Annotated in this window: 25 protein-coding genes; 18 read left to right on the top strand and 7 right to left on the bottom strand. The window is 55.8% G+C overall.

What is annotated here, in order from left to right; translation table 11 throughout:
• On the bottom strand, window positions 1–185 hold a 185-nt coding region (locus CBW66_RS18820), incomplete at its 3' end, for a transposase (protein ID WP_139843060.1).
• A gap of 28 nt (window positions 186–213) precedes the next feature.
• Here CBW66_RS18820 and CBW66_RS18815 point away from each other — a divergent pair.
• Window positions 214–984: a DUF932 domain-containing protein gene (locus CBW66_RS18815; RefSeq protein ID WP_301178833.1), complete on the top strand. Its 771-nt coding sequence runs from the start codon at window positions 214–216 to the stop codon at window positions 982–984.
• Between the two features lie 311 nt (window positions 985–1,295).
• Window positions 1,296–2,567 carry a DNA cytosine methyltransferase gene (locus CBW66_RS18810; protein WP_205701212.1) on the top strand — a complete coding sequence of 424 codons (1,272 nt, stop codon included), beginning with the start codon at window positions 1,296–1,298 and terminating at the stop codon, window positions 2,565–2,567.
• A gap of 114 nt (window positions 2,568–2,681) precedes the next feature.
• On the opposite strand, the gene CBW66_RS18805 is transcribed toward CBW66_RS18810, so the two are convergent.
• Window positions 2,682–3,653 carry a NotI family restriction endonuclease gene (locus tag CBW66_RS18805; protein ID WP_268992765.1) on the bottom strand — a complete coding sequence of 324 codons (972 nt, stop codon included), beginning with the start codon at window positions 3,651–3,653 and terminating at the stop codon, window positions 2,682–2,684.
• A gap of 216 nt (window positions 3,654–3,869) precedes the next feature.
• Between CBW66_RS18805 and CBW66_RS29050 the strand changes: the two genes are divergently transcribed.
• Both CBW66_RS29050 and CBW66_RS18800 read left to right on the top strand, forming a co-directional pair.
• Entirely contained in the window at window positions 3,870–4,043 is a 174-nt protein-coding gene (locus CBW66_RS29050) for a hypothetical protein (protein WP_170933090.1), read from the top strand.
• A 97-nt stretch (window positions 4,044–4,140) separates the two neighbouring features.
• Window positions 4,141–4,713: a recombinase family protein gene (locus CBW66_RS18800; protein ID WP_086140706.1), complete on the top strand. Its 573-nt coding sequence runs from the start codon at window positions 4,141–4,143 to the stop codon at window positions 4,711–4,713.
• A gap of 190 nt (window positions 4,714–4,903) precedes the next feature.
• On the opposite strand, the gene CBW66_RS18795 is transcribed toward CBW66_RS18800, so the two are convergent.
• Window positions 4,904–5,149 carry a helix-turn-helix domain-containing protein gene (locus CBW66_RS18795; protein WP_086140705.1) on the bottom strand — a complete coding sequence of 82 codons (246 nt, stop codon included), beginning with the start codon at window positions 5,147–5,149 and terminating at the stop codon, window positions 4,904–4,906.
• A gap of 176 nt (window positions 5,150–5,325) precedes the next feature.
• Between CBW66_RS18795 and CBW66_RS28610 the strand changes: the two genes are divergently transcribed.
• The gene (locus tag CBW66_RS28610) at window positions 5,326–5,853 is read left to right on the top strand and encodes a hypothetical protein (RefSeq protein ID WP_139841803.1); all 528 of its coding nucleotides are present in this window, start codon (window positions 5,326–5,328) and stop codon (window positions 5,851–5,853) included.
• A 29-nt stretch (window positions 5,854–5,882) separates the two neighbouring features.
• Complete coding sequence (locus tag CBW66_RS28605) at window positions 5,883–6,197, top strand: hypothetical protein (protein WP_139841802.1); 315 nt, start codon at window positions 5,883–5,885, stop codon at window positions 6,195–6,197.
• Window positions 6,198–6,244: 47 nt separating this feature from the next.
• Here CBW66_RS28605 and CBW66_RS18785 read toward each other — a convergent pair whose 3' ends face one another.
• From CBW66_RS18785 to CBW66_RS18775, 4 genes are all read right to left on the bottom strand, one after another.
• Window positions 6,245–7,333, bottom strand: a complete 1,089-nt coding sequence (locus CBW66_RS18785) for an inovirus-type Gp2 protein (RefSeq protein ID WP_086140703.1) — start codon at window positions 7,331–7,333, stop codon at window positions 6,245–6,247.
• A gap of 445 nt (window positions 7,334–7,778) precedes the next feature.
• On the bottom strand, window positions 7,779–7,991 hold the full coding sequence (locus tag CBW66_RS18780) for a DNA-binding protein (RefSeq protein WP_086140702.1): 213 nt from the start codon (window positions 7,989–7,991) through the stop codon (window positions 7,779–7,781).
• Between the two features lie 148 nt (window positions 7,992–8,139).
• Window positions 8,140–8,955 (bottom strand): hypothetical protein, encoded by an 816-nt coding sequence (locus CBW66_RS28600; RefSeq protein WP_139841801.1) that lies wholly within the window; start codon window positions 8,953–8,955, stop codon window positions 8,140–8,142.
• Window positions 8,942–10,342: a site-specific integrase gene (locus tag CBW66_RS18775; protein WP_086140711.1), complete on the bottom strand. Its 1,401-nt coding sequence runs from the start codon at window positions 10,340–10,342 to the stop codon at window positions 8,942–8,944. The genes CBW66_RS28600 and CBW66_RS18775 overlap by 14 nt, the downstream gene beginning before the upstream one ends.
• Window positions 10,343–10,527: 185 nt before the next feature.
• On the opposite strand from CBW66_RS18775, the gene CBW66_RS28595 reads away from it, so the two are divergent.
• From CBW66_RS28595 to CBW66_RS18720, 12 genes are all read left to right on the top strand, one after another.
• Window positions 10,528–10,833, top strand: coding sequence for a hypothetical protein (locus CBW66_RS28595; protein WP_139841800.1), 306 nt, complete (start codon window positions 10,528–10,530; stop codon window positions 10,831–10,833).
• Window positions 10,834–10,894: 61 nt separating this feature from the next.
• The gene (locus tag CBW66_RS18770) at window positions 10,895–13,552 is read left to right on the top strand and encodes a TonB-dependent receptor (RefSeq protein ID WP_086140701.1); all 2,658 of its coding nucleotides are present in this window, start codon (window positions 10,895–10,897) and stop codon (window positions 13,550–13,552) included.
• Between the two features lie 109 nt (window positions 13,553–13,661).
• Window positions 13,662–15,014 (top strand): MFS transporter, encoded by a 1,353-nt coding sequence (locus CBW66_RS18765; RefSeq protein WP_086140700.1) that lies wholly within the window; start codon window positions 13,662–13,664, stop codon window positions 15,012–15,014.
• 24 nt (window positions 15,015–15,038) lie between these two features.
• The gene (locus tag CBW66_RS18760) at window positions 15,039–15,986 is read left to right on the top strand and encodes a family 43 glycosylhydrolase (protein WP_086153656.1); all 948 of its coding nucleotides are present in this window, start codon (window positions 15,039–15,041) and stop codon (window positions 15,984–15,986) included.
• A gap of 18 nt (window positions 15,987–16,004) precedes the next feature.
• Window positions 16,005–17,075: an aldose epimerase family protein gene (locus tag CBW66_RS18755; RefSeq protein ID WP_086140698.1), complete on the top strand. Its 1,071-nt coding sequence runs from the start codon at window positions 16,005–16,007 to the stop codon at window positions 17,073–17,075.
• Between the two features lie 224 nt (window positions 17,076–17,299).
• Window positions 17,300–19,042, top strand: coding sequence for an IlvD/Edd family dehydratase (locus CBW66_RS18750; protein WP_086140697.1), 1,743 nt, complete (start codon window positions 17,300–17,302; stop codon window positions 19,040–19,042).
• A 12-nt stretch (window positions 19,043–19,054) separates the two neighbouring features.
• Window positions 19,055–20,047, top strand: coding sequence for an AraD1 family protein (gene araD1, locus CBW66_RS18745; RefSeq protein WP_086140696.1), 993 nt, complete (start codon window positions 19,055–19,057; stop codon window positions 20,045–20,047).
• Window positions 20,044–21,621, top strand: a complete 1,578-nt coding sequence (locus CBW66_RS18740; protein WP_086140695.1) for an aldehyde dehydrogenase (NADP(+)) — start codon at window positions 20,044–20,046, stop codon at window positions 21,619–21,621. The genes araD1 and CBW66_RS18740 overlap by 4 nt, the downstream gene beginning before the upstream one ends.
• Window positions 21,622–21,696: 75 nt before the next feature.
• Window positions 21,697–22,464, top strand: coding sequence for an SDR family NAD(P)-dependent oxidoreductase (locus tag CBW66_RS18735; protein WP_086140694.1), 768 nt, complete (start codon window positions 21,697–21,699; stop codon window positions 22,462–22,464).
• Window positions 22,465–22,677: 213 nt separating this feature from the next.
• Complete coding sequence (locus CBW66_RS18730) at window positions 22,678–24,228, top strand: alpha-N-arabinofuranosidase (RefSeq protein ID WP_086140693.1); 1,551 nt, start codon at window positions 22,678–22,680, stop codon at window positions 24,226–24,228.
• A gap of 70 nt (window positions 24,229–24,298) precedes the next feature.
• Window positions 24,299–25,333: an arabinan endo-1,5-alpha-L-arabinosidase gene (locus CBW66_RS18725; protein WP_086140692.1), complete on the top strand. Its 1,035-nt coding sequence runs from the start codon at window positions 24,299–24,301 to the stop codon at window positions 25,331–25,333.
• Between the two features lie 159 nt (window positions 25,334–25,492).
• Entirely contained in the window at window positions 25,493–26,467 is a 975-nt protein-coding gene (locus CBW66_RS18720; RefSeq protein WP_086140691.1) for an ABC transporter substrate-binding protein, read from the top strand.
• The last annotated feature ends 6 nt before the right edge of the window (window positions 26,468–26,473 follow it).

Below are 26,473 nucleotides of genomic sequence, written 5' to 3'. Positions count from 1 at the left end.
CGTTCGAGCTTGCGCCAGTTGAACAACTGGCTTGCACCGACGCCGTGCTTGCGAGCGACCAGCGACACGTTCATGCCTGGCTCGTAAGTCTCGCGCACCAGCGCCGCTTTTTCCTCGGCAGACCAGCGCCTGCGGCGCTCCTGGCTCACCGTCACTACCTCGATTGTTTGCTTGTTCCTAGTCATATGCACAGTCCTATTCCTATCCGTAAGAATAACGCATAGGCTGTGTCTGGTGAATCAAGGGGCTATTTCACCGCTGTCCGTAGTTAGCCAACGCTACAAAGTTGTACAACCCGCAGAGATTCTTGAGTTTTATCGCGACCTCACGGAGGTTAGTGGTTTCGAACTAGAAACTGCTGGAATTTTGAAAGGAGGGCGTAAAATTTGGGCGCTGGCTCGAACAGGGCAGTCGTCAACGCTTAAGGGTAACGACGTGACCAATGCCTATGTTTTACTTGCAACCGCATGTGACGGCACCCTGGCAACGACAGCACAATTCACTAGCATTCGTGTCGTTTGCAACAATACGTTGGCTGTTGCGCTGGCAGGCAGTTCCGGTGCTGTTAAAGTAAAACACAGTACATCTTTCGATCCCTTGCTTGTCAAACGCCAGCTTGGTATATCGGTGTCGACGTGGGATGCTTTCATGTACGGAATGAAAGCGCTCAGCGAGCGGAGAGTGACGTCATCGGAAGCATCCAATTACATTCAACGCGTTTTTTCAGGCCCCCAGCTTGCATTAGCCAACGCCAACGAGCGCGGCATGAGCAAAGTCCTAGCGCTATTTGATGGGCATGGCAAGGGAGCCGAACTCGAATCGTCAAAGGGCACGGCATTTGGCCTGCTGAACTCCGTGACGGAGTTCGTTGATCACCAGCGACGTGCGCGCAGTGCTGACTACCGGCTGGAGTCAGCTTGGTTCGGTCAGGGAGCTGCGCTGAAGGATAAAGCGCTCGGCATTGCGCTTCAGATGGTTGAGTGAAACTGCGCAAGCTCTCAACTCTGAAACGCCCGGTGGAGGCCTTCGGAGGCGTCCACTGTATTTAGTTGTAGGTTTTGAGTCTATCACCTAGAATACTGTATAAAAACACAGTGCAAAAAAATTGAGTTTCCTGGAAAGCATTCTGCACGATTCAAGGAGCAAATCTTGTTCTAGCGTAGCAAAAATGCTTGTCGATATGACATAGAGAAGATGGTATTTCGTGCAACTGTGTGCCGAATTTGCAATAAAATTCCGAGAATTGAGACGCCACTAATTTCAGCAACCGAAGTAAAATGCGAGAGATTCCATTTATGAAAACGCACAAAAAAATGTCGCGCAACCGCCTGACCATGATAGATGGCGGGGCCTCCGCTAAGGTTCCCTCGCCAGCATACACAACAATCGACCTTTTCTGCGGTGCCGGTGGCATCACAGAAGGCTTTCGCCAAGCTGGATATCGTTGCCTCTACGGTAATGACATTATGCCTGAAGCCATCGAAACATTTTCGCATAATCATCCTGAGGCAATTGCCGATAACAGGCCTGTCGAGCAAGTGGACCCAGCGGAAATTCGCAAACAACTTGGTCTCGCCGAAGGTGAACTTGACGTTCTCGTCGGTGGTCCTCCTTGCCAAGGCTTCTCTATCAACGCACCTGAGCGGTTTTTGGATGATCCACGGAACAAGCTGTTTAAACACTACGTGAAGTTCGTTGCAGAATTCCGTCCGAAGACGTTCGTACTGGAAAATGTCCCTGGTATGGTCCAGTTAGGTGACGGAAAGGTCCTGCGCCAGATCACCAAGGAACTTACAAAACTTGGATATGAGTTGACATTAAAAATACTCTTCGCTGCACATTACGGCGTGCCGCAAGAGCGATGGAGACTCATTATTCTTGGCTCCAGTACCAGCGCGTTGCAGCATCCCGAGCCGACCCATTTTGCAACCGGTCGAACGAATTTCCGGCGTGGCGAACTTGTTTTTCCGCTGGGTGAGGAAGACCGCGACCGTCTTTTACCCTGCACAACGGTCTCAGATGCGATAGACGATTTGCCGCGTCTTGAAATGGGGGAAGGGGCAGAAGAAGTTGGTTATACACATGACGCCAAGTCTGACTTCGCACGTAAAATCAGGAGTCAGGAAAATGTTACGTTCAATCACTTTGCTGCAAAGCTTGGCAAACAGAATCAGGAACGAATGAAGCACGTGCCACCTGGTGGTAGCTGGCGCGACATTCCGCATGATCTGCTGCCGAAGGGAATGCAGCGTGCGCGGCGCTCGGACCATACCAAGCGGTATGGGCGGCTGCTTGGCAGCGGGCTCTCTGGGACTGTGCTGACAAAATGCGACCCGCATTGGGGGACTGTGTTTTTACCCGACCAAGATCGAACCCTGACCGTTCGTGAAGCTGCGCGATTTCAAAGTTTTCCGGACTCATATCGAATCTTAGGTTCGCGCGTTTCTCAGTACGAACAGGTCGGAAACGCTGTACCTGTTCTGATGGCTCGTGCAATCGCAACCAAGCTGAGGGAAAGCCTGGACAGTATGTCTATTGATGCAGCGGTTTTAACGGCGAACGGCTAATCGTGTTTTGAGGACGCGAGGTTAAGCAATTAATGGCGACGCCTTAGGCGTCGCCATGTCGCTTTGATGTCCTAATGTCACAGATTTAATGATGAATTTTCATCGGGCTGCTCTTCAACCTTTTAGTTCGAATCCATCGCTATCCTCGGCATCGATTTCGGACGTGTCTCCCTCTGGAATTACTGTGGCACCGACCGATGACAGTGGTTGGGGATTCCTGATTTTGCTTGTGATCCGCGCTTCAAAAATAGGCAGTGCAACTGCCTTTCCACCAGTCAATCCCTCCACCGTGCGCTCTAATGTCGTATAACGTACTTCTTTAGGCACAAGTCGCATCTGAGCTGAATTTTCAACCTCCTCAAAACCAACGGTAAACCATGCAATGTCTGCATTCGAAATGTGTTGCACATTGTCCATCTCGCCGATTGAATCGAAGAATGACTCGTCTACAACCACCGCCATCTTGCGGCCCCACCTCCGGAGGGTTGGAACTTTAATCTGAAGTTGTGGCATAAGCCGCTTTGGCCCGCTGGAGCGATAATCCGGACGTCGATTGGCTGCCGGAAAAATTATCCAGTCGCAGCTTTTATCCGAATAAGCATTGAACTCCGGTCGCATCGCGCTGCCAGAAAAATAGACCGCTTGAACTTCCAGCGCCGCCCAATCCTTCTTGTCCGAATCTACGGTTTTGCTGCTGACCAAAACCATATCGATTCGTCCCACGTCTTCGCCACCGTCAGAGTCAGTCGTGGCGCCCGCCTCCAGGAAACCGACCTCGCCAACGAGGTGTGGCTCGCTGTCCCCCAAAATGACTTCACCAACCCAGTTGAAGACCGTTTTTGCTTCATGGAATCGGTAAGGGCAGGTCGCGCGCAACGCCCCCTGTTTCCCCTCGACGGGTATTCCCATGGCCCTCCCGGTTTCGGGATGGACTCCGTAAGCGTACTGTCGCAACGAACAAACGCCGCCTTCCTTATTGCACATTCCTCCATCTTTCGTTGCCTTGAATGGACATGGTTGTGGGGTCCTTTCGGATTTAGGCTTCAACACTTCCTCCGCCAACGCACGACGTTCAGCGCCAGTCATGAGCGTAACGTTTTTTCCAAACCACTCGCCTATTCCGAAGCGTGGTGATTTGTCCTTAACTACCCTAGGTTTTTTTGGAGCATTGGGGTCCTTGGGAGTTCTCGGTTTTCTGGTGGCCATAAGTACCATGTATGTGAAATTTGAATAATACTACTTCGTGAGCATTTTTAACTAAGCTGCATGTCTGTAGTTACTTGCAGCAAGAAGGTGCTCGTCATGACGCAACAACTGAATTGGGGTGCTAGCAATGCCGTGCGTAGCGAAAGAGTCGCCACTTTCAAACTGTGTAAATTCGATCTCATCAATTTCGCAGCGATTCGTCGGCATTTAGCAAAACTGGCGCGGCCAAGCCTATCGATGCTATCACACGGGCAGGGCCATGTGATCTAAACCTTGCCGGGCACAAAAAACTATCAAACCGTTCAGGAAGCTTAGATCCTATTGATAATTTCACCACATCTAAACCCTTTTGATAATAGGAAAAATTATGACCGTGTATGGATACGCGCGCACCTCAACCGTTGAGCAGGTCGCGGGGCTTGCAGATCAGATTGAAAAATTGAAGGATGCCGGATGCTCAGACCAGTCGATTTATCGAGAGCAGATTAGTAGCGTCAAGATGGAAGACCGAGTCGAGTTCGTAAAAGTATTGGCCGGGTTGAAGGTCGGTGACGTGTTGGTGTTTAGTAGCCTGTCTCGTGCCGCCCGCTCGATGCTCCACATGATCGAGATTGAAGCACGGGTTGCTGGCGCTGGAGCCACGATTCGCATCTTGGATTTAGCCATCGACACGGCGACTCCTTCAGGACGTTTAACGTTCAACCTGTTTGCTTCTATTGCACAGTTTGAGCGGGAAAACATGCTGGAGCGTCAGAAGGTTGGTATCGCAGCTGCGAAGAAGCGCGGTGCATACACGGGCCGTGCTCCAACTGCACAAGCAAAAGGGGCAAGAGTGCACTCACTACATGGTAAAGGATTGACTAAGCAAGAAATTGCCGACGCGTGCTCTATTGGGATTGCATCGGTCTATCGAATTCTGAGAGCCCAAGCGAGAAGCTAAAGATACCTAACAATGCCCCAAACAGAAAACTCCACTCCACGCATCCAATGATGCATAGAGATTGATTGATCACATGACCGAAGGCTTAACCTAACTGCTGTAGAAAATCTACGCGCGATTCAAAGAATTCTTGCGTGGAGCAAGGTGAGCCCACTGCATCAAGGCACATAACCATAGCCTACCTCAACGATCATAGACCAGCATCAACAAACAATTCAGATGGCTTGCATTGAATCGCATTAGAAATTCTCACGATGTTCAAAAACGATACGTTCCTTTCTCCCCGCTCAAGTTTGCCCATATGGGACCGGTCTATACCGGCGCGATCCGCTAGCGCCTCCTGAGAGAGTCCTAAGAGTACGCGACGTGCTTTGACCGATGCGCCAAAACGCACCAGATCTTCGTCTTTATCCAACTTTGCCGAAACTCTTGCCATGCGTAAATGGTCGCGCTATGATGCATTTATGGCCACGGCATTTACGACCCATTTTTGAATTATTTTGTAACCAAAACTCCCATTCTTGCTACACCTTGCGGTCATGCCATTACAGCGCAGACATACTTAGGTGAAGCAGCATTTACTCAACCGAGCGAATCTTTAAGAAAGCAATAATGAAAACCAATTCAATATCAAATATTTCTCTGATTATTTTATCAGCGCTAACCGTTGTAGGATGCAATAAAACAGTTGATTTTAGAAATATTGAAATTTCTAATAATTTAATTTACGAACGAGGCGAAAACAAAGCATTTACAGGAAAAATCACTAACATGCCTCTGAGAAATATGCCGGTTCAAAAAATTATAAAAATTACAGATCTGATAAACAACGTCTCGTCGAATAAGTCTTTGGCAGAGATTCTTGCAGTGAATTCACTAGAGGCTATGACTGGAAATGGCTACGGTAGAATTGTTTGTGACACGATTTCTGATGGCGGTCTACTGGACGGCGCCACTACTTGCAAAATTCCAAGCCTAGGGACACCGCTTTTTAGTTTTACGTTTAAGAAAAATTCACTTGATGGAAAAGTAACTATCTACGACGTCAAGCACGACGGAAGAATCGTTGCCGAAGCCGAATATAAAGATGGGGATATTAATGGTCCATCGAAATTTTCTCTTATAGCAACGGCGAATTAATTCATAGCGTGCTTTGGAAAAATGGTGTAATGGATGGGCTCGAAGAGCGCCGTGATGAAAATACCAATCATCTCGTATTTAGCGCTAAAATTGAAGATGGTCAATACAATGGCGAGATGAAAAAATATCGACCTGATGGGGAAGTTCTTGAAAAAAGCATATGGGTTAGAGGTAAGCGTGAAGAGGCAACTCCGTTGGCGACAGCCACTACAAGGGAACAAACGGACTGTGTTGATTCATGGATAAATTTATTTAGGAAGTCTGAGGGGGCCGAGGCGATGATTATTCAAGATCAGATTGATGAATGGGAACAATCTTGCAAAAGTGGAAAATCCCCTGGGTAAATTAAGAAGGATGGATTAAACAGATGAGGACTTACGTCCTCATTTGTTTAGCTCGAATCTATTTTTTTTCTTGGCCTTCCTGCGCCGCCCACTCGTAACTTAGATAGTTCACCACGACCATAAACGCGTGTGCGTAACTTAAATTTTTCAGAAAGAAACTGATCTTTTTTGAATAGATATTTCAATGCAAGATATAAATTTTTGCACATCGCATCATCCGAATGTCCAACCATGCCTATGCCACAATTTCGATATTTGTGTTTACTTGCGTTGCAATTGTAGAATATCCCAACTCCCTCAGTTAAACTGATCCAATATTTCCCAATTTGGTCTGCAATATAGTGATCCTTTTGACTTAAAGAGCCGTCATAAAAAAACATCAGGTGAAAATGATATCCTTTTTCCCTGCCAGACTCAAGCTTCCAAATATATCCAATTTGATTTCTGTAAATATCAGTATTCCGGATATTGTTTAGAAATTTGAAAAAATACTTCTGAGCTTTTTCAAGTGACATTTCATTTTTCTGTTCAGGGTGATCATTTCTAAACCCCAAGTCTATTCGCATAACCAACATTCTGGAATATTTCATGAAAAGCGTCTTGACGTATTTTTCAGCACTTCTATAATTTCTTATGCAATTATGCTTTCTTGAGGATACTTTCTTTTTAAATGACGAACTTTTTGCAGCCGACCTGATATCCTCGATAAGGTCATTAAATACAGCCGCTCCTATTTTTCCGAATTCAGCTAAAAATACACCCGGGTTGGACATAAATGAGTAGTATCCGATGTTATTTTTTTTGCAGCACTGAAAGAATAATTGAACATTTTCGCTATAATGTTTCTCTTCATCAAAAATTCCTATGAAGTGCTTTAGCATTTTATAATCGTTAGCTAGTGAAAATTTATATATTCTCTGCTTTCCTTTTTCCCATCTAAATTCATAAGCCAATTCCTTTGTCATTATTACATTCTCAATAAATTTTTCTATTGAGTAATAAAGACTCCCATGGCTTAGGTGTATTGTCGTTGTAATTTTACCGTTTTCTAGTTGCTCAGAAGTATTTGAATCATTGTCGATAGCGATATAAATATCTTTTACCGTAATGATTTCATCGTTATTGTTTATTTCCATTGAGGTTTATGCTCTATGTAAAGCTGATCATCTTTGAGTGTGATCATCATTAATTGATTTTCCATTATGTATTTTTATTTAATCTATCCTCTAATAACATTTATATCCAAAATTGTCTGCGGTAAACTGTGGCTTGAATCGCTAAGAAAAGGCAGTTCTATTACGGGAATAAGGAAAATTGTCCGTTAATTTGTTTTGCAAGTTATGCGTTTAAACTTCTTTCTTTTGCGAATCGATACCGAGTCGGAGAGCGACAAATTCAGAAGTCGCTGTTATCAGCGACATAGTTAAAATCATGTACAAGTTAAGTGTTTCATGTACAAGTTATGAAAAATTGACTATTTATTTACTTTTATATCGCTATCTGTGGTTTTTTTTGAATGTTTTCCGTGACCGGACTCGGGCTAGGTTTGACACTAGCCAGGTCAGTTGAAAATATGAGGAGTTATTTAGATCCCGAGGCAACGAGTTGTTGCAGCGAGTCAGCTGGCCATAACAGACGACCGTTAGGCAGCTTGGTGGGGCGGATGCCGTAATATTCCCCAGTCTGGCAGAGGCGTTTACGGATGGATTGCGGGCGCATGGCGAGCGCATTGGAGAGCGTCTCTGTTGTGAGCATGTTTGCAGCGCTCCATGATGCGGAAGGTTGTTTTTTCATCTACGTATCCCAAGAAGGTTTTGGCGATTGCTCCCATCTGAGAAGGTGCCTGTGGGGGGAACACAGGCCGACTTGTTTCGATGTGAATCGCTTGGAATCAATCTTAGGACGAATATAGATGGAAACACTTATGTTCGGTCCCTAAAGCTTACTGACGGTCCTTAACGGTCCTGGATTTCTGTTGGACCTTACCACTATACCTTGCAAGGCGCTGGCCCAGCATTCGTCGAGTCAACGGCTGCTTTATGTCATTGTTGTCCGTGTACCATAGCACTCCATCCTTCACGTGTGAAAATGGAGGTTGACTATCGAGTGCCATTTCCTTTAATACTTCGTAAACGTCTTGTGTTGTCTTCTCGCCTTTGGCTAACGATTTTGCTGACTCAATATGAGTCCGAAGCGAATTCCAACGACTATTGTTACTTCTTTTCGTTGGTAGTGCGCTTATTGATGGAGAGTGGCCATTAGGAGTCGTGAGAGATTTTACTTTGTTATTTATCACTGATTCGGAATTTGGCGTGGCATTAACCGAGGAAAAAAGTATGTTCATAGCATCCGGCATTGTGCTCTCATATCCAGGAATCTGTATGCCTGCTAATTTCATTACTAAACACATCCAAGGTGTTTTGAAATCTTCTTCTATGAAAAATGCAAAGAATTCAGTCCAATCAATTTCTCGGCGAGCCTTTTTGTGAACTTCGCTGTCCTCGCTATGATATTCCATCCATTCATTAAAAATATTCTGCGCGTCGCGGATGGCTCGATCTGAAGGTAGTAGGATCTTTCCATCAAGTGATCGTCCATCAGTAATAATATCAGTTATCCCAAATGGTACATCGATGCCATAGATAAGTTGGGCTACCATAGCTGGAGTCCAACTTTCTAGTTTTAGAAGCTTACGAATTTTTTCGTCTCTTACATGCAGCGTACTGATTTGCTGATACTGCTCACTAGATAGGTTCATTAGTCGAAGGGGGACTTTGATCTGACTGTTGATCGGGTAGTATCAAGGGAATGTCAGTTTCGTTAAATGGAATTTTTGCTTGTTCGAGCATCCAGACTTCTACTTGGTCATGCCATTTTCGAAGCAAATCGATAGGCCTGCGTCGATAGTGCTTTTCGGCCAATGCACTAGGCTTATGCCCCATAATTTGGGCTGATATGCCGCTGGGCATTTCTACCCATTCGCATAATGTTCCGAAAGATCTGCGTAGACCATGGAGAGACACGTGAGGTAGGCCAGCCAAGGTAAGCGCTTTGGTGTGGGCGATGCGCGGTTCCATCAATCGACCGCTTGCGGCAGTTGGGCTACTAAAGACCCATTTGTTGCGTCTTGGCAATTTCATGATAATGCTCGCAAGATAAGGTGTCAAAGGAATAGTTCGTTGGCCTTCCACTTTGTCATGGATAGTCAAGCTTCTCCAACGAAAATCGATGTGCTCCCATTGAAGTTCTGCCAATTCTTCCCGTCGCGCTCCAGTGATGAGCAACCCCTGCAAATAGGTGCTTATGACTGGGTTCGATAGTTTCCTGACTGCATTAAACCAATCGGATAGTTGCTCGCGTTGCAAACTATCGCCCTCCCTGGTTTTATTGCTGGGAACGATGTCTTTGATTTCGTCCGTTAGACAACAATCTGGGTGAGTTATTTCGCTATACACGGGATGTTTTGCGCACCAGCGAATGAAGGTTCTGAATTTACGAAAGGAGTTATGAGCAAACGTTGGCCGTGTTTCGCATTCGTTGGTTAACCATTGATGTACAACTGGTGCAGTGATCTTGTAAAGCGGGAGCGAGAGTAGGATAGCGAGGGGTGCCGCTTTCGTTTTTTTTGTTCCGATCTTGGCTTTGACTCCGCCCGGATTCGCAGCGATAAGGTGATCGGCTCGATGTTGTACACCCCATTTAGGATGTGGAGCATCAAGGTACGCCTCCCAAGCAATGCGACCGAGCAGATCACGCTTTGCGCTTTCAACTGCCTTCAGCTGTTCCAATGCTGCTTGGCTAGCTTGATCTGCTACTCTTGCCGCGAGCTGCGTTTCTCGCTCTAGCTGCTGTGCCGCTAGCTCATCTGCCCTTAGTTGGCGTGGGTCCTGCCCCATGTCGATGATGACTCGCAAGCGTGACGCTTCTCTTTGAGCGGCGGTTAGGGACCATGTTGCCGGTGAACCTATAGTAATTCGTACGACAGAACCCTTCAATTTTGCTTGGAAAATGTAGGATTTTGCTCCATTGGGCGTTGCTCGAATGCCAAGGCCGGGTGTCGTGGCATCCCACAGGAAAGATGGGATCTTCTCGGACTGACATTGATAGGTGGCGACGCGACCTGTTGTGAATTTGACCTTAGCCATGATAATTGCCCTGTAATCGGTGTACTCCTTGTGTACCCCAATCTTGAGTATATCAATCAATGTTGGTCAATGCAATTCTCTCACTAAAATATCTATCTAGTTGATTTTTAAGGATTTAATAAATCTTTTCTATCTTGGTCAACTCCAATAAACGTTAGATTGTTAGGCCTCCGAAGCCAAGGGTCGTGGGTTCGATCCCCGCCAGCCGCACCAGACAAATCAAGACCCCCGTTTTATCCAGCCAGCATTGCCATGCGGCTGCCTGCCGTATTCCCCATCGTGACTCGAGCACATCAGCCTGCGCCGGTAGCGCCGCGCTGCCGTTAGCCCGCGCTGCCACTTTTTTCAGCATCCTCGTCCCGAAACTGCCGCTGACGCCCCTGCCGTTGTCGCTTTACACGCGTCCAAGTGCCCGAGCGGCTGATATCGAAATTGATATCGAAACTGTGGAAAATTTGATTGGAGAGATTATCGCCCAGCCCCTAAGATAAACGCCGAGCATGCGAACGACATGCAAGCGACATAAAAATATCAAACAATATCTGGAGATGCATGATGCGCAATGCCACCGGTCCGTTCACGGCCACTTCCCCTCGTCCATTCACTTTGAAGGCAGCTGTCGCGGCATTGGCCGGTATCGGCTTGCTGAGCACGGCTTCGGTCTGGGCGCAGGAAGCAGCGGCGGCCGCTGCCGGTGCCGAGCCTGCCGCGGAAGTGTCGGTCGTGACCGTCAGCGGCGTGCGCCGCTCGGCGCAAAATGCCCAGCAGATCAAGATGCGCTCGGACCAGGTCATCGATTCCATCGTGGCCGACGATATCGGCAAATTCCCTGACAACAATGTGGCCGAAACCCTGGCGCGCATTTCGGGCATCCAGATCCGCCGCGATTCGGGCGAGGCGAGTGCCGTCATGATCCGCGGCTTGCGCGATGTCACGACCCTGCTCAACGGCCGCGAGCTGTTCACCACCACGGGCCGCTACGTCAACCTGGCCGACATTCCCGCCACCATGCTGCAGCGCGTCGACGTGTACAAGTCGCAAGGCGCGGACCAGGTCGAAGGCGGCGTGGCCGGCATCATCGACGTGCGCACGAATCGCCCGTTCGACTTCAAGGATTTCACGGCCAGCGTGAATACGCGCGCCGTCTACAGCGACAAATCGAAGGCCACCGACCCGAACATCAGCGGCATGCTGTCGAACCGCTGGAAGACGGGCATCGGCGAAGTGGGTGCGCTGCTGGGTCTGTCGCAGCAGCAGCACCGTTACCATGAGGAGCGCGCGTTCAGTACGGCGCCCGTGGATAAAAGTTTCCTGTCGCCAGGCTTGACGGGGCCGGACCAGGTGGGCTTGCTGCCGATCAAGGGCGACCGCCGCCGCACGACGGCCAATGCCGTGCTGCAATGGCGGCCGAACGCCGACGTCGAACTGTATGCCGAAGGCATGGCCACGCGCTTCCTGCTCGATGCCGAGTCCGATTACTTCGTCGGCTTGCCATGGTGGGGCACGCCCGTGTCGGCCACAAAAATCCCCGGCACCAACCAGCTGCAAACCCTGACCTCCACCAACGTCAACACCATCATGTCGACGCAGGCGAACAAGAACCAGACGAAGACGCATCAATTTGCCGTGGGCGGCTTGTGGGATATCAACCCGGAATGGCGTTTCACATCGGAAGTAGCCAGCACCAAAAGCACGTATGCCTGGCGTAACCCGATTCTCGACGCCATCACCGTCGTGCCGAATGCCCGCATCAATACCAACCAGAACGGCACCCTGCACGTCGACTACACGGGCATCGACTTGCAAGACCCGTCGAACTACTATCTGAAGGGCTTTTTCGACCGCTACGGCCGGGATCAGGGCAGCTCGAACGATGTGCGCGCCGACCTGGCGTACACGCCGAGTTCAGGCGGCATCTTCAAGGAAATCAGCGTCGGCCTGCGTGGCGTCAAGCGCGAAGCCGAATCGATCAAAAGTTTCGAGGGCAATGCGGAAGCGCCGGACGTGTCCGGCGCCGCGTTTCCGTTCAGCCGCCAGAGCGTGACGTCGATTCCGGGCCTCAATTGCCTGTCGGAACCGATGTCCGGCGGCGGCCCTGATTATGGCTTGAAGCAGTGGTACACGCCGTGCGCCAGCTTCTTGCTCAATAACACGGGCACCGTGCGCGAAGCCGTTACGGGCAGCAGCGCGGCGCGCGCCATGGACCCGGGCTCGTTCTTCAAGGATACGGAAAAGACGTATTCCATCTATACCAAGGCGAAGATCGCCTTCAAGCTGGGCGCCTACCCCGTCGACGGCACCGTGGGCGTGCGCGTCGTACGCACGGAGCAAAGCCTGCAAGGCAATACTTCCGAGGATGGCGTGTACACGCCCGTCGTCAGCGACACGGCCAGCACCGACGTGCTGCCCAGCGTGGCCCTGAAAATCAAGCTGCGCGCCGACCTGGTCGGCCGCTTCGCCGCGGGCCGCACCATCAGCCGCCCCGGCTTTTCCCAGCTGAACCCGGGCGTGGCCCTGGTCAACTCGACGGAAACGGTGAAGGCGACGGGCGCGGGCGGCAATCCGAACTTGAAGCCGGTGACGGGCGACAATGTCGACGCCGCGCTGGAATGGTATTTCGCGCCGGCCGGGTCCGTGACGGCCACCGTGTTCCACCACAAGTTCGACGGCTATATCCAGCAACGCATCGCCAGCGAAACCATCGGTGGCAAGACCTACGACGTGGACCGCCCGTACAACACGGCTGCCGGCAAGCTGCAAGGCCTGGAAATCGGCTATCAGCAGTTTTATGACGGCTTGCCCGGTATCCTGAACGGCCTGGGCCTGCAGGCGAACGGCACCTACATGAGCGGCACCACCGACGACGAGACGGGCAGCCATGCCATCACGGGCGTGTCGCGCTATGCCTACAATCTTGTGCTGCTGTACGAAAAAGACGCGTGGTCGGGCCGCCTGGCCTACAACTGGCGCTCGAAATTCATCGACAGCTACAACCAGGGCGGCCCTGGCCTGGACTTGAAAGTGGCGGCCACGGCCCAGCTTGACGGCTCGCTGTCGTACAAGCTCAACGACCGGTTCACGCTGACCCTCGATGGGAATAACTTGCTCGACACCAAGTTCAAGGATTACTGGAACGAGCCGGGCGTGTATGCGCGCGATACGCGGCGTTATGACCGCACAGTCGGCCTGTCTTTACGTTGGAAGATGTAAGTTGATCGCACAGTAAAAAATCAAGGGCGTTGCCAAGGTTTCGGCCGGCAGCGCCCATGTCAGTTGGGCAGTCAGGCACGATTCATCATCAAAAGAATGGACGGAAAGCATGGAGACGCAAAAATTATCCACCGTTGAAAAGGTCGGCTTCGGCGCCGGCGACATGGCGCTCAATGTCGTCATCTCGTCGATGATGCTGATCATCACCTTTTTCTATACCGATATCTATGGCTTGAAAACCACGGACCTGGCCCTGCTGTTCGTGGCCGTGAAAGTCATCGGCGCCATCGCCGACCTGGTTATGGGCCAGATCACCGACCGCTACAGCTTTGCCTCGGGCCGCTACCGCCCGTATCTGCTGTGGCTGGCCGTGCCGTACGGCGTCAGCGTCTTCTTCGTCTTCAGCACGCCCGAGTGGCAATATGACGCCAAGCTGATCTGGGCATACTCGACGTATATCCTGATGACCATCATGACGGCCGGCGTGGGCATCCCCTACATTTCCCTGATCAGCGGCCTGACCAGCGACCCGCAGGAGCGCCTGTCGGCCAACGGTTACCGCCTGTTCTTTGCCAAGATCGGCGCCTTCATGGTGACCATCGTCGTGCCCATCCTGTCGCAGCGCTGGGGCGGCGGCAACCCGGCCGTCGGCTACCAGGCGGCCATGGCCGTGATGGCCGTCATGGGCGTGGCCCTGTTCCTGTTCTGCTATTTCTCCACCACCGAGCGCGTGGTGCACGTGGTGGAAAAACAATCGTTGCTGGAACAATTGAAAGTGCTGCTGCAAAACGACCAGTGGCTGGTGCTGTGTGGCGTGTGTGTCACGGGCACCATCGGTTATGTGGTGCGCGGCTCCGTCGCCATTTATTACGCGAAATACTATCTGGGCGGCAGCACGGAAACGGTGGCCGCCTTTTTGACCACGGGCGTGGTGGCCGCCATCCTGGCCATGATCGCCTCCACCTGGATCACCAAGTTTTACTGCAAGGTAAAGCTGTTCCGCTACACGCAGATCGGCGTCGCGCTGATCAGCCTGGCCATCTATTTCTTCGTGAAGCCGAGCGACACCGTGCTGGCCTTCGCCCTGTATTTCCTGCTGTCCTTCGTCGTGGACTTGCATGCGCCCGTGTTCTGGTCGGCCATCGCTGAAACCATCGATTACGGTCAAGTCAAGACGGGTAAGCGCGTCTCGGGCTTTGCCTTTGGCGGCATTTCCGTCTGCCAAAAGGCAGGCATGGCGGTGGCAGGCGGCCTGGTGGGCGTGCTGCTGGCGTATTTCGATTACCAGCCCAACCATGAGCAAACGCAATTCGCCCTGAACGGCATCGCCCTGATGCTGTCTATCATCCCCGGCTTCTTTCACTTGCTGATGGGACTGCTGATGTTCAAGTACCGCATCAGCGACAGCTATTACACGGGCGTGAAAACCGAAATGCACAAGCGTGGCTACGTGGCCGCGTAAGAATCATTGAATGGAGCAAGCAACATGGCAGACATCTTGAAACCGCTGATCGAACAGCGCGCCGACCCGCATATCACCCGTCACAGCGACGGCTATTATTACTTTACGGCCTCCGTGCCCCAGTACGACCGCATCGAACTGCGCCGCGCCGGCAGCATCGCCGGCCTGGCCGACGCACCCACTGCCGACGTGTGGCACAAGCCGGACACGGGGCCGTACAGCGAACTGGTGTGGGCGCCCGAGCTGCACTTCAACCAGGGCGCCTGGTATGTGTATTTCGCCGCCGCGCCGAGCCGCGAAATCAAGCATAAGCTGTTCCAGCACCGCATGTACGCGATCCGCAATACGCATGCCAACCCCTTGGAAGGCGAGTGGGAATTCATGGGGCAGATCGACACGGGCATCGACACCTTCTGCCTGGACGCCACCACGTTCGAGCACGACGGCGTGCTGTACTACCTGTGGGCGCAGAAGGATGTCGCCATCGAAGGCAATTCCAACCTGTACATCGCGCCCATGGCTACGCCTTGGCAGCTGGCCGGCCCGCCCGTGATGCTGAGCAAGCCGGAATTCGACTGGGAAATCCGCGGCTTCTGGGTCAACGAAGGGCCGTCCGTGCTGAAACGCAATGGCAAGATTTTCATCAGCTATTCGGCCAGCGCCACCGATGAAAACTATGCGATGGGCTTGCTGTGGGCCGACGAGTCCGCCGACCTGCTCGATCCGTCTTCCTGGACCAAGTCGCCCGAGCCCGTGTTTGCCACCTGCTACGAGCACGGCATCTACGGCCCCGGCCACAACAGTTTTACCACGGCCGCCGATGGCGACGGCGTGTTGCTGGTGTACCATGCCCGCACCTACACGGAAATCGTTGGCGMCCCTTTGTGGAACCCGGACCGCCATACCTTTGTCAAACCGCTGCGCTGGGATGCGCAAGGCATGCCCGTGTTTGGCCGCTCATCGACCCTGTAACGTTCCGGACCCGACGCCATGACCCCAGTTGATTCTGTTTCAGTGACGCAAGCGCCGTTCGGCATCCTGCCCGATGGCCAGCATGTCAGCGTATTTACCCTGGCGAACCGCCAGGGCATGCAGGTGAAAGTGCTCGACTTTGGCGCCATCATCAGCGAAATCCACGTGCCGGACCGCGACGGCCGCTTTGCTGACGTGGTGCTCGGTTTCGAGCGCATCGAACCGTATCTGCACAACGCGCCGTTTCTCGGCGCCGTCATCGGGCGTTTCGGCAACCGCATCGCCAAGGGACGCTTCAGCCTCGACGGCAAGGATTACCAGCTGGCTGTCAACAATGCGCCGAATCACTTGCATGGCGGCAATCAGGGCTTTCACCAGGTCATGTGGCAAGCCGAGCCGTTCACCAGGGACGATGCCGTGGGCGTCACGTTCACCCGCAGCAGCCCGGATGGCGAAGATGGCTATCCGGGCAAGCTCGACGTCACCGTCGTCTATGAACTCGATAATGACAATGCGCTCAGCCTGCGCTACCACGCCGTGACGGACCAGGCCACGCCCGTCAACCTGACCAACCACAGCTATTTCAACCTGGCGGGGCAGGGCCATATCCTCGGCCATGAGCTGTCCATTCACGCGGACCGCTACCTGCCCGTCGATGCGGGCTCGATCCCCACGGGCGAACTGGCGGACGTGGCCGGCACGCCGTTCGACTTGCGCCAGCCCACCGTCATCGGCGCGAGCATCGACTTGCCGCATGAACAGATTCGCATCGGCCGCGGCTACGATCACAACTTCGTGCTGAATAAAAAGGCGGATCGATTGCTGGAGCTGGCCGCCACCGTGCGCGACCCCGTTTCGGGGCGGGTGATGCAGGTGTATACGCAGGAGCCGGGTGTCCAGTTCTACTCCGGCAACTTCCTCGACAGCAGCCAGTACGGCAAGCTGCGCGCCATCAGCTACCGCAGCGCGCTGTGCCTGGAAACCCAGCATTTCCCGGATTCGCCGAACCAGGCGCATTTTCCTGGCACCATTTTGCGGCCGGGCCAGGTATATCAGACGGAAACGGTGTATCGGTTTTCCGCAGAATGATCGTCTGGCCCCGGTCCTTGCCGGCGGGGGCGCCGATCTGAAACCTGCCACGCCCTGCCGCCACGCGCGCGCAGGGCGTTTTCATTGGTGCATGCCGATATCGTTTTCGGTATCGGAACGCATTAAAAATTGATTGGAAAGGCATGGCTGGATTCTTTAGTATTCCAACATCGCTGCCCGGGCCGACGACCTTAGATCCGGCATGGCACAACCAGGAGAATGGCATGTCTGAGACAAAAAAGAAGGTAGCCCTGCGCTCCGCCGAGTGGTTCGGCTCGCAGGACAAGAACGGCTTCATGTACCGCAGCTGGATGAAAAACCAGGGCATCCCCGACCATGAATTTCACGGCAAGCCCATCATCGGCATCTGCAATACATGGTCCGAACTGACGCCCTGCAACGCGCATTTCCGCCAGCTGGCCGAACACGTCAAGCGCGGCATCCTGGAAGCGGGCGGTTTTCCCGTGGAATTCCCCGTCTTCTCGAACGGCGAGTCGAATCTGCGCCCGACGGCCATGCTGACACGCAACCTGGCTTCGATGGACGTGGAAGAGTCGATCCGCGGCAACCCGATGGATGCCGTCGTGCTGCTGGTCGGCTGCGACAAGACCACGCCGGCGCTGCTGATGGGCGCGGCCAGCGTCGACATCCCGACTATTGTCGTCAGCGGCGGCCCCATGCTGAACGGCAAGCTCAACGGCAAGGACATCGGTTCCGGCACGGCCGTGTGGCAACTGCACGAGCAGATGAAGGCCGGCTCCATCACCTTGCACCAGTTCATGTCGGCCGAATCGGGCATGTCGCGCTCGGCCGGCACCTGCAACACCATGGGCACGGCTTCGACCATGGCCAGCATGGCCGAAGCGCTGGGCACGTCCCTGCCGCACAACGCGGCCATTCCCGCCGTCGATTCGCGCCGCTACGTGCTGGCGCACATGTCGGGCATCCGCATCGTTGAAATGGTGCACGAAGACCTGCGCCTGTCCAAAGTGTTGACGCGCGAGGCGTTTGAAAACGCGATCAAGGTCAACGCCGCCATCGGCGGCTCGACCAATGCCGTGATTCACTTGAAAGCGATTGCCGGCCGCATCGGCGTGCCGTTGGAACTGGAAGACTGGACCAAGGTAGGCCGCGGCACGCCGACCATCGTCGACCTGCTGCCGTCGGGCCGTTTCCTGATGGAAGAGTTTTACTACGCGGGCGGCTTGCCGGCCGTGATACGCCGCCTGGGCGAAGGCGACTTGCTGCCGCACAAGAATGCGCTGACCGTCAATGGCAAGTCAATCTGGGACAACTGCGTCGAAGCGCCGATCTACAACGACGAAGTGGTGCGCACGCTGGACAACCCGCTGCTGGCCGATGGCGGCATCTGCGTGCTGCGTGGCAACCTGGCGCCACGCGGCGCCGTGCTCAAACCCTCGGCCGCCTCGCCGCAGCTGATGCAGCACCGTGGCAAGGCCGTCGTCTTCGAGGATTTTGAACATTACAAGGCCCGCATCGTTGATCCGGATCTGGACGTCGACGCGAACTCCGTGCTGGTGATGAAGAACTGCGGCCCGAAAGGCTATCCGGGCATGGCCGAAGTGGGCAATATGGGCTTGCCGCCGAAACTGCTGGCACAAGGCATCACCGACATGGTGCGCATTTCGGACGCGCGCATGAGCGGCACGGCCTACGGCACCGTCGTCTTGCACGTGGCGCCGGAAGCGATGGCGGGCGGCCCGCTGGGCATCGTGCGCGATGGCGACATGATCGCCCTCGATTGCCACAACGGCAGCCTGAACCTCGACATCAGCGACGCGGAAATCGCCGAGCGCCTGGCGGCCCGCGAACTGGGCAGCGCGCCCGGGCCGAAGAGCGGCTACCAGCAGCTGTACATCGAACACGTGTTGCAGGCCGATGAAGGCTGCGATTTCGACTTCCTGGTCGGCAATCGCGGTTCCGCCGTGCCGCGCCACTCACACTAAGCGGAGAATCCCATGCTGTTGCTGCAATTTACGAATGAACACGGCGGCCGCCACGTCGGCCTGCTGCAAGACGACCAGATCCGCGTCATCGAAGGCTACAACACGACGTATGCGCTGGCGCAAGACGCCATCCGCAAGCGTATCACTCTGGCTGAGCTGGTCAATGCCACGGTTGGCAACACGACGCACTTGTATGCGGACGTGGCCGCCGGCGGCCGCCTGCTGGCGCCGCTCGACCATGCGGACGAGGCGCACTGCTATGTGACGGGCACGGGCCTGACCCATTTGGGCAGCGCCGGCGCGCGCGACGCCATGCACAAGAAGATCGGCGGCGATGCGGAGTCCCTGAGCGACTCCATGAAAATGTTCCGCCTGGGCGTGGAAGGCGGCAAGCCGGCCGACGGCACGGCCGGCGCCCAGCCCGAATGGTTCTATAAAGGCGACGGCTCCATCGTGCGCGCCAGCGGCCAGAGCCTGCGCATGCCGGACTTTGCCCTCGATGGCGGCGAGGAGCCGGAAATCGCCGGCCTGTACGTGATCGGCGACGACGGCCAACCCTACCGGGTCGGCTACGCCATCGGCAATGAATTCTCGGACCATGTCACGGAGCGCCAGAACTATCTGTACCTGGCCCATTCGAAGCTGCGCGTGTGCAGCGTGGGTCCGGCCCTGCTGGTGGGCGAATTGCCCGCGCACATCGCCGGCACCTCACGCGTGCTGGACGTGGCCGGCAATGTGCGCTGGGAAAAGGCGTTCGTCAGCGGCGAAGACAATATGTCGCACACGATCGCCAACCTGGAACACCATCACTTCAAGTATCCGCTGTTCAAGCGCCCTGGCGACGTGCACGTGCATTTCTTCGGCACGGCCACTCTGAGCTTTGCCGATGGCGTGAGCGTGGCGCCGGGCGAAACCTTTGAAATTGAAGCGTCGGCCTTTGGCCCTGCCTTGCGCAACCGCCTCGACGTCTTCCCAACCGCATTTGCGAAAGTGAGCACATTATGAGTTTCAATATCACCGGTGATGCATTGATCGGCGGCGTTGCCGTCAAGGGCAATGGCGGTTCCTTCGAAGCCTGGGACCCGGCCGCGCGCGCGCACATCGCGCCCGCCTTCCACATGGTGGACGTGGCGCAAATCGACGAGGCATGCCGCCTGGCGCAAGCCGCCTTCGACCCGTTCCGCGCCACCACGGATGCGCAGCGCGCCGATTTTCTGGACACCATCGCCGCGCAAATCGGCGAACTGGGCGACGAGCTGATCGTGCGCGCCATGACGGAAAGCGGCTTGCCGCGCGCGCGCCTGGAAGGCGAACGCGGCCGCACGGTGGGCCAATTGAAACTGTTCGCCGGCCTGCTGCGCGAGGGTTCCTGGACCGATGCGCGCATCGACAGCCCGTTGCCGGAGCGCGTGCCGCCGCGTCCCGACTTGCGCTTGCGCATGATCGGCCTGGGCCCCGTCGCCGTGTTTGCAGCCAGTAATTTCCCGCTGGCCTTTTCCGTCGCCGGTGGCGATACGGCCTCGGCGCTGGCGGCCGGCTGCCCCGTCGTGCTGAAAGCCCACTCGGCCCATCCGGGCACGTCCGAGCTGGTGGCGCGCGCCATTGTAAAAGCGATTGCCATTTGCAAGCTGCCGGCCGGCGTGTTCGCCCTGCTGACGGGGACGGGCAACGGCATCGGCCAGGCCCTGGTCGCGCATCCGGCCATCCAGGCCGTCGGTTTCACGGGGTCGCGTTCGGGCGGCATCGCCCTGATGAAGGTGGCGGCCGAGCGTGCGCAGCCGATCCCCGTGTATGCGGAAATGAGCAGCATCAACCCCGTGTTCGTGCTGCCGCAGGCGCTGGCGGCCCGTGGCGCGGCGATCGCCAGCGGTTTTGCCGCCTCGCTGACCATGGGCGTGGGCCAGTTCTGCACCAATCCCGGCCTCGTGCTGGGCCTGGAAGGTCCGGACTTTACGGCGTTTGCCGCCGCTGCCGCCGAAGCGCTGGCGCCGGCCCCGGCCGCCACCATGTTGACGGCCGGTATCGCCAGCAGCTATGCCAAGGGCGTCGCCGCGCTGGCGCAGCACGCGGACGTGACGCCGCTGGTGCAAAACACGGGCGAGGAAGGCAAGGGCGCCGCCGCCCTGTTCGTCACCTCGGGCGAGGCCTTCCTGGCCAGGCACGATTTGCGCGATGAAGTGTTCGGCCCGGCATCCTTGCTGGTGGCGTGCCGCGACATCGAACAATTACTGGCGATCACGGAAAGCCTGGAAGGCCAGCTGACGGCCACCCTGCAGATGGATGCGGGCGACCTGGACAATGCGCGCCGTTTGCTGCCCGTGCTGGAACGCCGCGTGGGCCGCATCCTGGCCAACGGTTTCCCGACCGGTGTGGAAGTGTCGACGGCGATGGTGCACGGCGGCCCGTTCCCGGCCACCTCGGACGGCCGCAGCACCTCGGTGGGCACGGCCGCCATCAACCGCTTCCTGCGTCCCGTGTCCTACCAGAACCTGCCGCAGGACTTGCTGCCGGAGTCGCTGCGCGATGATAATCCGCTCAGTATCTGGCGCCGCAAGGATGGCGTGCTGGGCAAGGAATAACAGCACGGCGAGCCGCATATCGAATGCGGTACGCTGCGGTGCACGTGTACATAAAAATAAACAGGTGGAGACAAGATGAAGCAATTGGCGAAATATGGCAGCTTGCAGGGCAAGCGCGTGTTCATCACGGGCGGCGGCAGCGGCATCGGCGAATCCCTGGTGGCGGAGTTTGCCGCCCAGGGCGCGCTGGTGGCGTTTGTCGATATCGCCGTGGAAGCGAGCGAGGCCCTGTGCCGCCGCCTGGGCGAAGCGGGTTGGACGGCGCCCCTGTTCCGCCATTGCGACATCACCGATATTCCATCCTTGCAAGCCGTCATGGCGGAACTGGCGCAGAAGCTGGGCGACTTCGATATTCTCGTCAACAATGCCGCCAACGACCAGCGCCACCAGGCGCAGGACGTGACGCTGGACTACTGGAATGAGCGTATTGCGATCAATCAGCGTCCCATGTTCTTCACCTGCCAGGCCGTCTTCGAAGGCATGAAGCGCAAGGGCGGCGGCTCCATCATCAATGTCAGCTCGATTTCCTGGCACATGAAGTCGGGCGGCTACCCCGTGTACGCCACCACCAAGGCGGCCGTCGTGGGTCTCACGCGGGGCCTGGCGCGCGATTACGGCGCCCACAATATCCGCGTCAATACGGTCACGCCCGGCTGGGTCATGACGCAGCGCCAGATCGACCTGTGGGTCGACGACGCGGCCGAAGTGGAAATCAAGAAAAGCCAGTGCCTGCCCAATAAACTGATGCCGCAGGACATCGCCGCCATGGTGCTGTTCCTCGCCTCCGATGATGGAGCGATGTGCTCCTCCCAGGAATTCATCGTCGACGCCGGCTGGGTCTGACAAAACGTCCAGGGCGTTGTTGCCTTGCCTAGCCGTACATTCGTACTGTCTTCGGCAAGGCGCCTAGCCCTGGGCGTTTTGTCGGGCGCGGGCCTTCCCGCCTTATCCCATTCGTGTATGCCTCCCACTCCGTAGCAGGAGAGGCATCGCCACATCCAGATTGTGCCGGGGCTGACCCCGGCCCTTGCTTTTCACTTAAAAACAGGAGACAGCATGAAACTCGTCCATACCAGCATCGTGGCCTTCAGCCTGGCCATGGCCTGCGGCAGCGCTTTTGCCGCGCCCGTCAACGTCACCATCGACGTGGCCAAGCCTGGCGCCGTGATCAATAAAAACATCTACGGCCAGTTCGCCGAACACCTGGGAACCGGCATCTACGAAGGTATGTGGGTGGGGCCGGAGTCGCCGATCCCGAATACCAAAGGCTGGCGCAACGACGTGCTGGGGGCGCTGAAACAGTTGCACGTTCCTCTGGTGCGCTGGCCGGGCGGCTGTTTTGCCGATGAATACCACTGGAAGGATGGCATCGGCGCGCGCGCCCAGCGTCCCACCAAGGTCAACACCAACTGGGGCGGCGTGGAAGAGTCGAACGCCGTCGGCACGCACGAATTCTTCGACCTGGCCGAGCTGCTGGGCGCGCAGACCTATATCAACGGCAACCTCGGTTCCGGCACGCCGCAGGAAATGTCGGAATGGCTCGAATACATGACCTCGGACAGCAAGTCCACCCTGGCCGAGCTGCGCCGCAAGAATGGCCGCGCGCAGCCATACAAGGTCGATTACTTCGGCATTGGCAATGAAGCCTGGGGCTGCGGCGGCAATATGCGTCCGCAATACTATGCCGACCTGTACAAGCACTATCACAGCTTCATGAAGACGCCGGAAAGCGCGCGCCCGAAATTCATCGCCAGCGGCGGCAATGACGACGACACCAGCTGGTCCAGCACCCTGAGCCGCGAGATCAAGCCGAACATGATGGACGCCATCAGTTTCCACTACTACACGGTGCCGACCGGCGTCTGGGAACACAAAGGAGCCGCCACGGGTTTTGGTGAAAATGAGTGGATTTCCACCCTGAGCCGCACCCTGCGCATCGATAGCTTGATCAAGAACAATCTCGCCGCCATCGACAAAAACGATCCTTCGAAAAAGACGGGTCTCTACGTCGATGAATGGGGCACCTGGTACGACGTGGAACCGGGCACCAACACGGGCTTCCTGTTCCAGCAAAACAGCTTGCGCGACGCGCTCGTCGCCGCCCTGAACTTCAATATCTTCCACGCCCACGCGGACAGGGTGCGCATGACGAATATCGCGCAAATGGTCAACGTGCTGCAGGCGATGATCATCACCGACAAGGATAAATATTTCCTTACGCCTACGTACCACGCGTTTGAAATGTATGTGCCGTTCCAGGACGCCACTTCGCTGCCGGTCGCCATCGCCGGCAATGGCAAGTACAGTCTGGGCAAGGTCAGCATTCCAGAGGTGAGCGCCTCGGCCGCGCGCGGCAAGGATGGCAAGGTGTATCTGTCGTTGGTCAACACGAACCCGCACAAGGCCGTCGACGTGAGCGTGGCCCTGGCCGGCAAGCCCGTGGCCAAAGTCACGGGCCGCGTGCTGACCGCGGGCAAGATGGATGCCGTCAACAGCTTTGCGCAACCGCAAGCCGTGCAGCCGGTGGCGTTTAATGCCCAGGCACAAGGCGGCAAGCTGACCGTGTCAGTGCCCGCCAAGGCCGTCGTGGTGGTGGCGGTCGAGTAAGCTTTTCGCCCCTTGTCATTCATCGGGCCGGCCTGCATGATGGGCCGGCCCGTTCATATTGGAGAACACGATGCACTTATTGACACGCGGCGCGGCCGCCGTCCTGAGCACCCTGGCGATCCTGGCGGCCGCGCACGCGGCCCAGGTCAGTGTGCACGACCCTGTGATGGCCAAGGAAGGCGACACGTATTATCTATACAGCACGGGCCCCGGCATCACTTTCTACAGCTCGAAGAATATGCGCGACTGGCAGCCGGAAGGGCGCGTCTTCGCGGGCCAGCCGGCCTGGGCCAAGACGGCCGCACCGTCGTTTGACGACCATATCTGGGCGCCCGATGTGCAGTTCCATGACGGCAAATATTACCTGTACTACTCGGTGTCCGGCTTCGGCAAGAACACCTCCGGCATCGGCGTCACCGTCAATACCACCCTGAATCCCCGCGCGCCCGATTATCGCTGGGTCGACCAGGGCATGCTGCTGCAATCGGTGCCCGAGCGCGACGAGTGGAATGCCATCGATTCGAACATCGTCACCGATGCCAAAGGCACGCCGTGGATGGCCTTTGGCTCGTTCTGGAACGGCATCAAGCTGGTGAAACTCAACGCCGACTGGAAAACCATTGCGGAACCGCAAGAGTGGCATTCGCTGGCGCGCCGCGTGCCGCTGCCGCCACGGGCAGGCGAATTCAAGCCCGCGCCCGAGGAAATCGAGGCGCCGTTCATCTTCCAGCGCGGCGACGATTACTTCCTCTTCGTTTCCTGGGGGCTGTGTTGCCAGAAGGAAAAAAGCACTTACCATCTGGCTGTGGGCCGTTCGAAAAGCGTGACGGGGCCGTATCTGGACAAGGATGGCCGCGACATGGCGCAGGGCGGCGGCACGGTGCTGCTGAAAGGCGACAAGGATTGGCGGGGCCTGGGCCACAACAGCGCCTACACGTTTGACGGCAAGGATTACCTGGTGCTGCACGCCTACGAAACGGCGGACAACTATTTGCAAAAGCTCAAGATATTGCCCATGACGTGGGACAAGGAGGGCTGGCCGCAGGTGGACCCGCGCGAGTTGAACCGCTACCAGAGCCGCGAATTGCCGGCCGCCAAACGGTAAGCGGGCCAGGGGATGGGCGGAAGGTGATACGCAAATCGGTATCGCAAGCGAAAAAGAATTGATTGGATGGCTATGTTGCTTTCTCCTACCATGGGTTCATAAAAAACCGCCCATCCGGCATCCGGCTGTGATGGTATTCCAAAAAAACTGGAGACAAGAATGACATTGACACGCCGCACCCTGCTCGCCAGCGCCATGCTGCTGGCCGCTTCCGCCACCACCTTCGCCACCTCGTCGGCGTTTGCCGCCAAGCCCCTCGTCATGGGTTTTTCGCAGGTCGGCGCCGAAAGCGAATGGCGCACCGCCAATACCGTCTCCATCAAGGAGGCGGCCAAGAAAGATGGCGTGACCCTGAAATTTGCCGATGCGCAGCAAAAACAGGAAAACCAGGTCAAGGCGCTGCGCTCGTTCATCGCGCAAAAAGTCGACGTGATCGCCTTCTCGCCGGTCGTGGAGTCCGGCTGGGATACGGTCTTGCGCGAAGCCAAGGCCGCCAAGATTCCCGTCATCCTGACGGACCGCGCCGTCAATGTGGCCGACAAATCGCTGTACGTGACCTTCATCGGTTCCGATTTCGTGGAAGAGGGCCGCCGCGCCGGTCAATGGCTGCTTGAGTACGCCAAGAAAACTCCGGACGCGCAACTGAACATCGTCGAACTGCAGGGTACGGTCGGTTCCGCGCCGGCCATCGACCGCAAGGAAGGTTTCCAGGAAGTCATCGGCAAGAATCCCAAGCTGAAGATCATCCGTTCGCAAACGGGCGATTTTACGCGCGCCAAGGGCAAGGAAGTGATGGAAGCGTTCCTCAAGGCCGAAGGCAAGAAGATCAACGTGCTGTACGCGCACAATGACGACATGGCCATCGGCGCCATCCAGGCCATCGAAGAAGCGGGCATGAAACCGGGCAAGGACATCATCATCATCTCGATCGATGGCGTCAAAGGCGCGTTCGAAGCCATGATCGCCGGCAAGCTGAACGTCACCGTCGAGTGCAGCCCGCTGCTGGGTCCGCAACTGATGTCGATTGCCCGCGATGTGGTGGCCGGCAAACCCGTGCCGGCGCGCATCACGACGGTGGAAGGCGTGTTCCCTGCCGAGGTGGCCGCCAAGGAATTCCCGAACCGTAAGTACTAAGCTTGC

The sequence above is a fragment of the Janthinobacterium sp. GW456P genome, from assembly GCF_002127655.1.
Lineage (GTDB): Bacteria > Pseudomonadota > Gammaproteobacteria > Burkholderiales > Burkholderiaceae_D > Janthinobacterium.
This window is presented reverse-complemented; position numbering and strand designations above follow the sequence as displayed.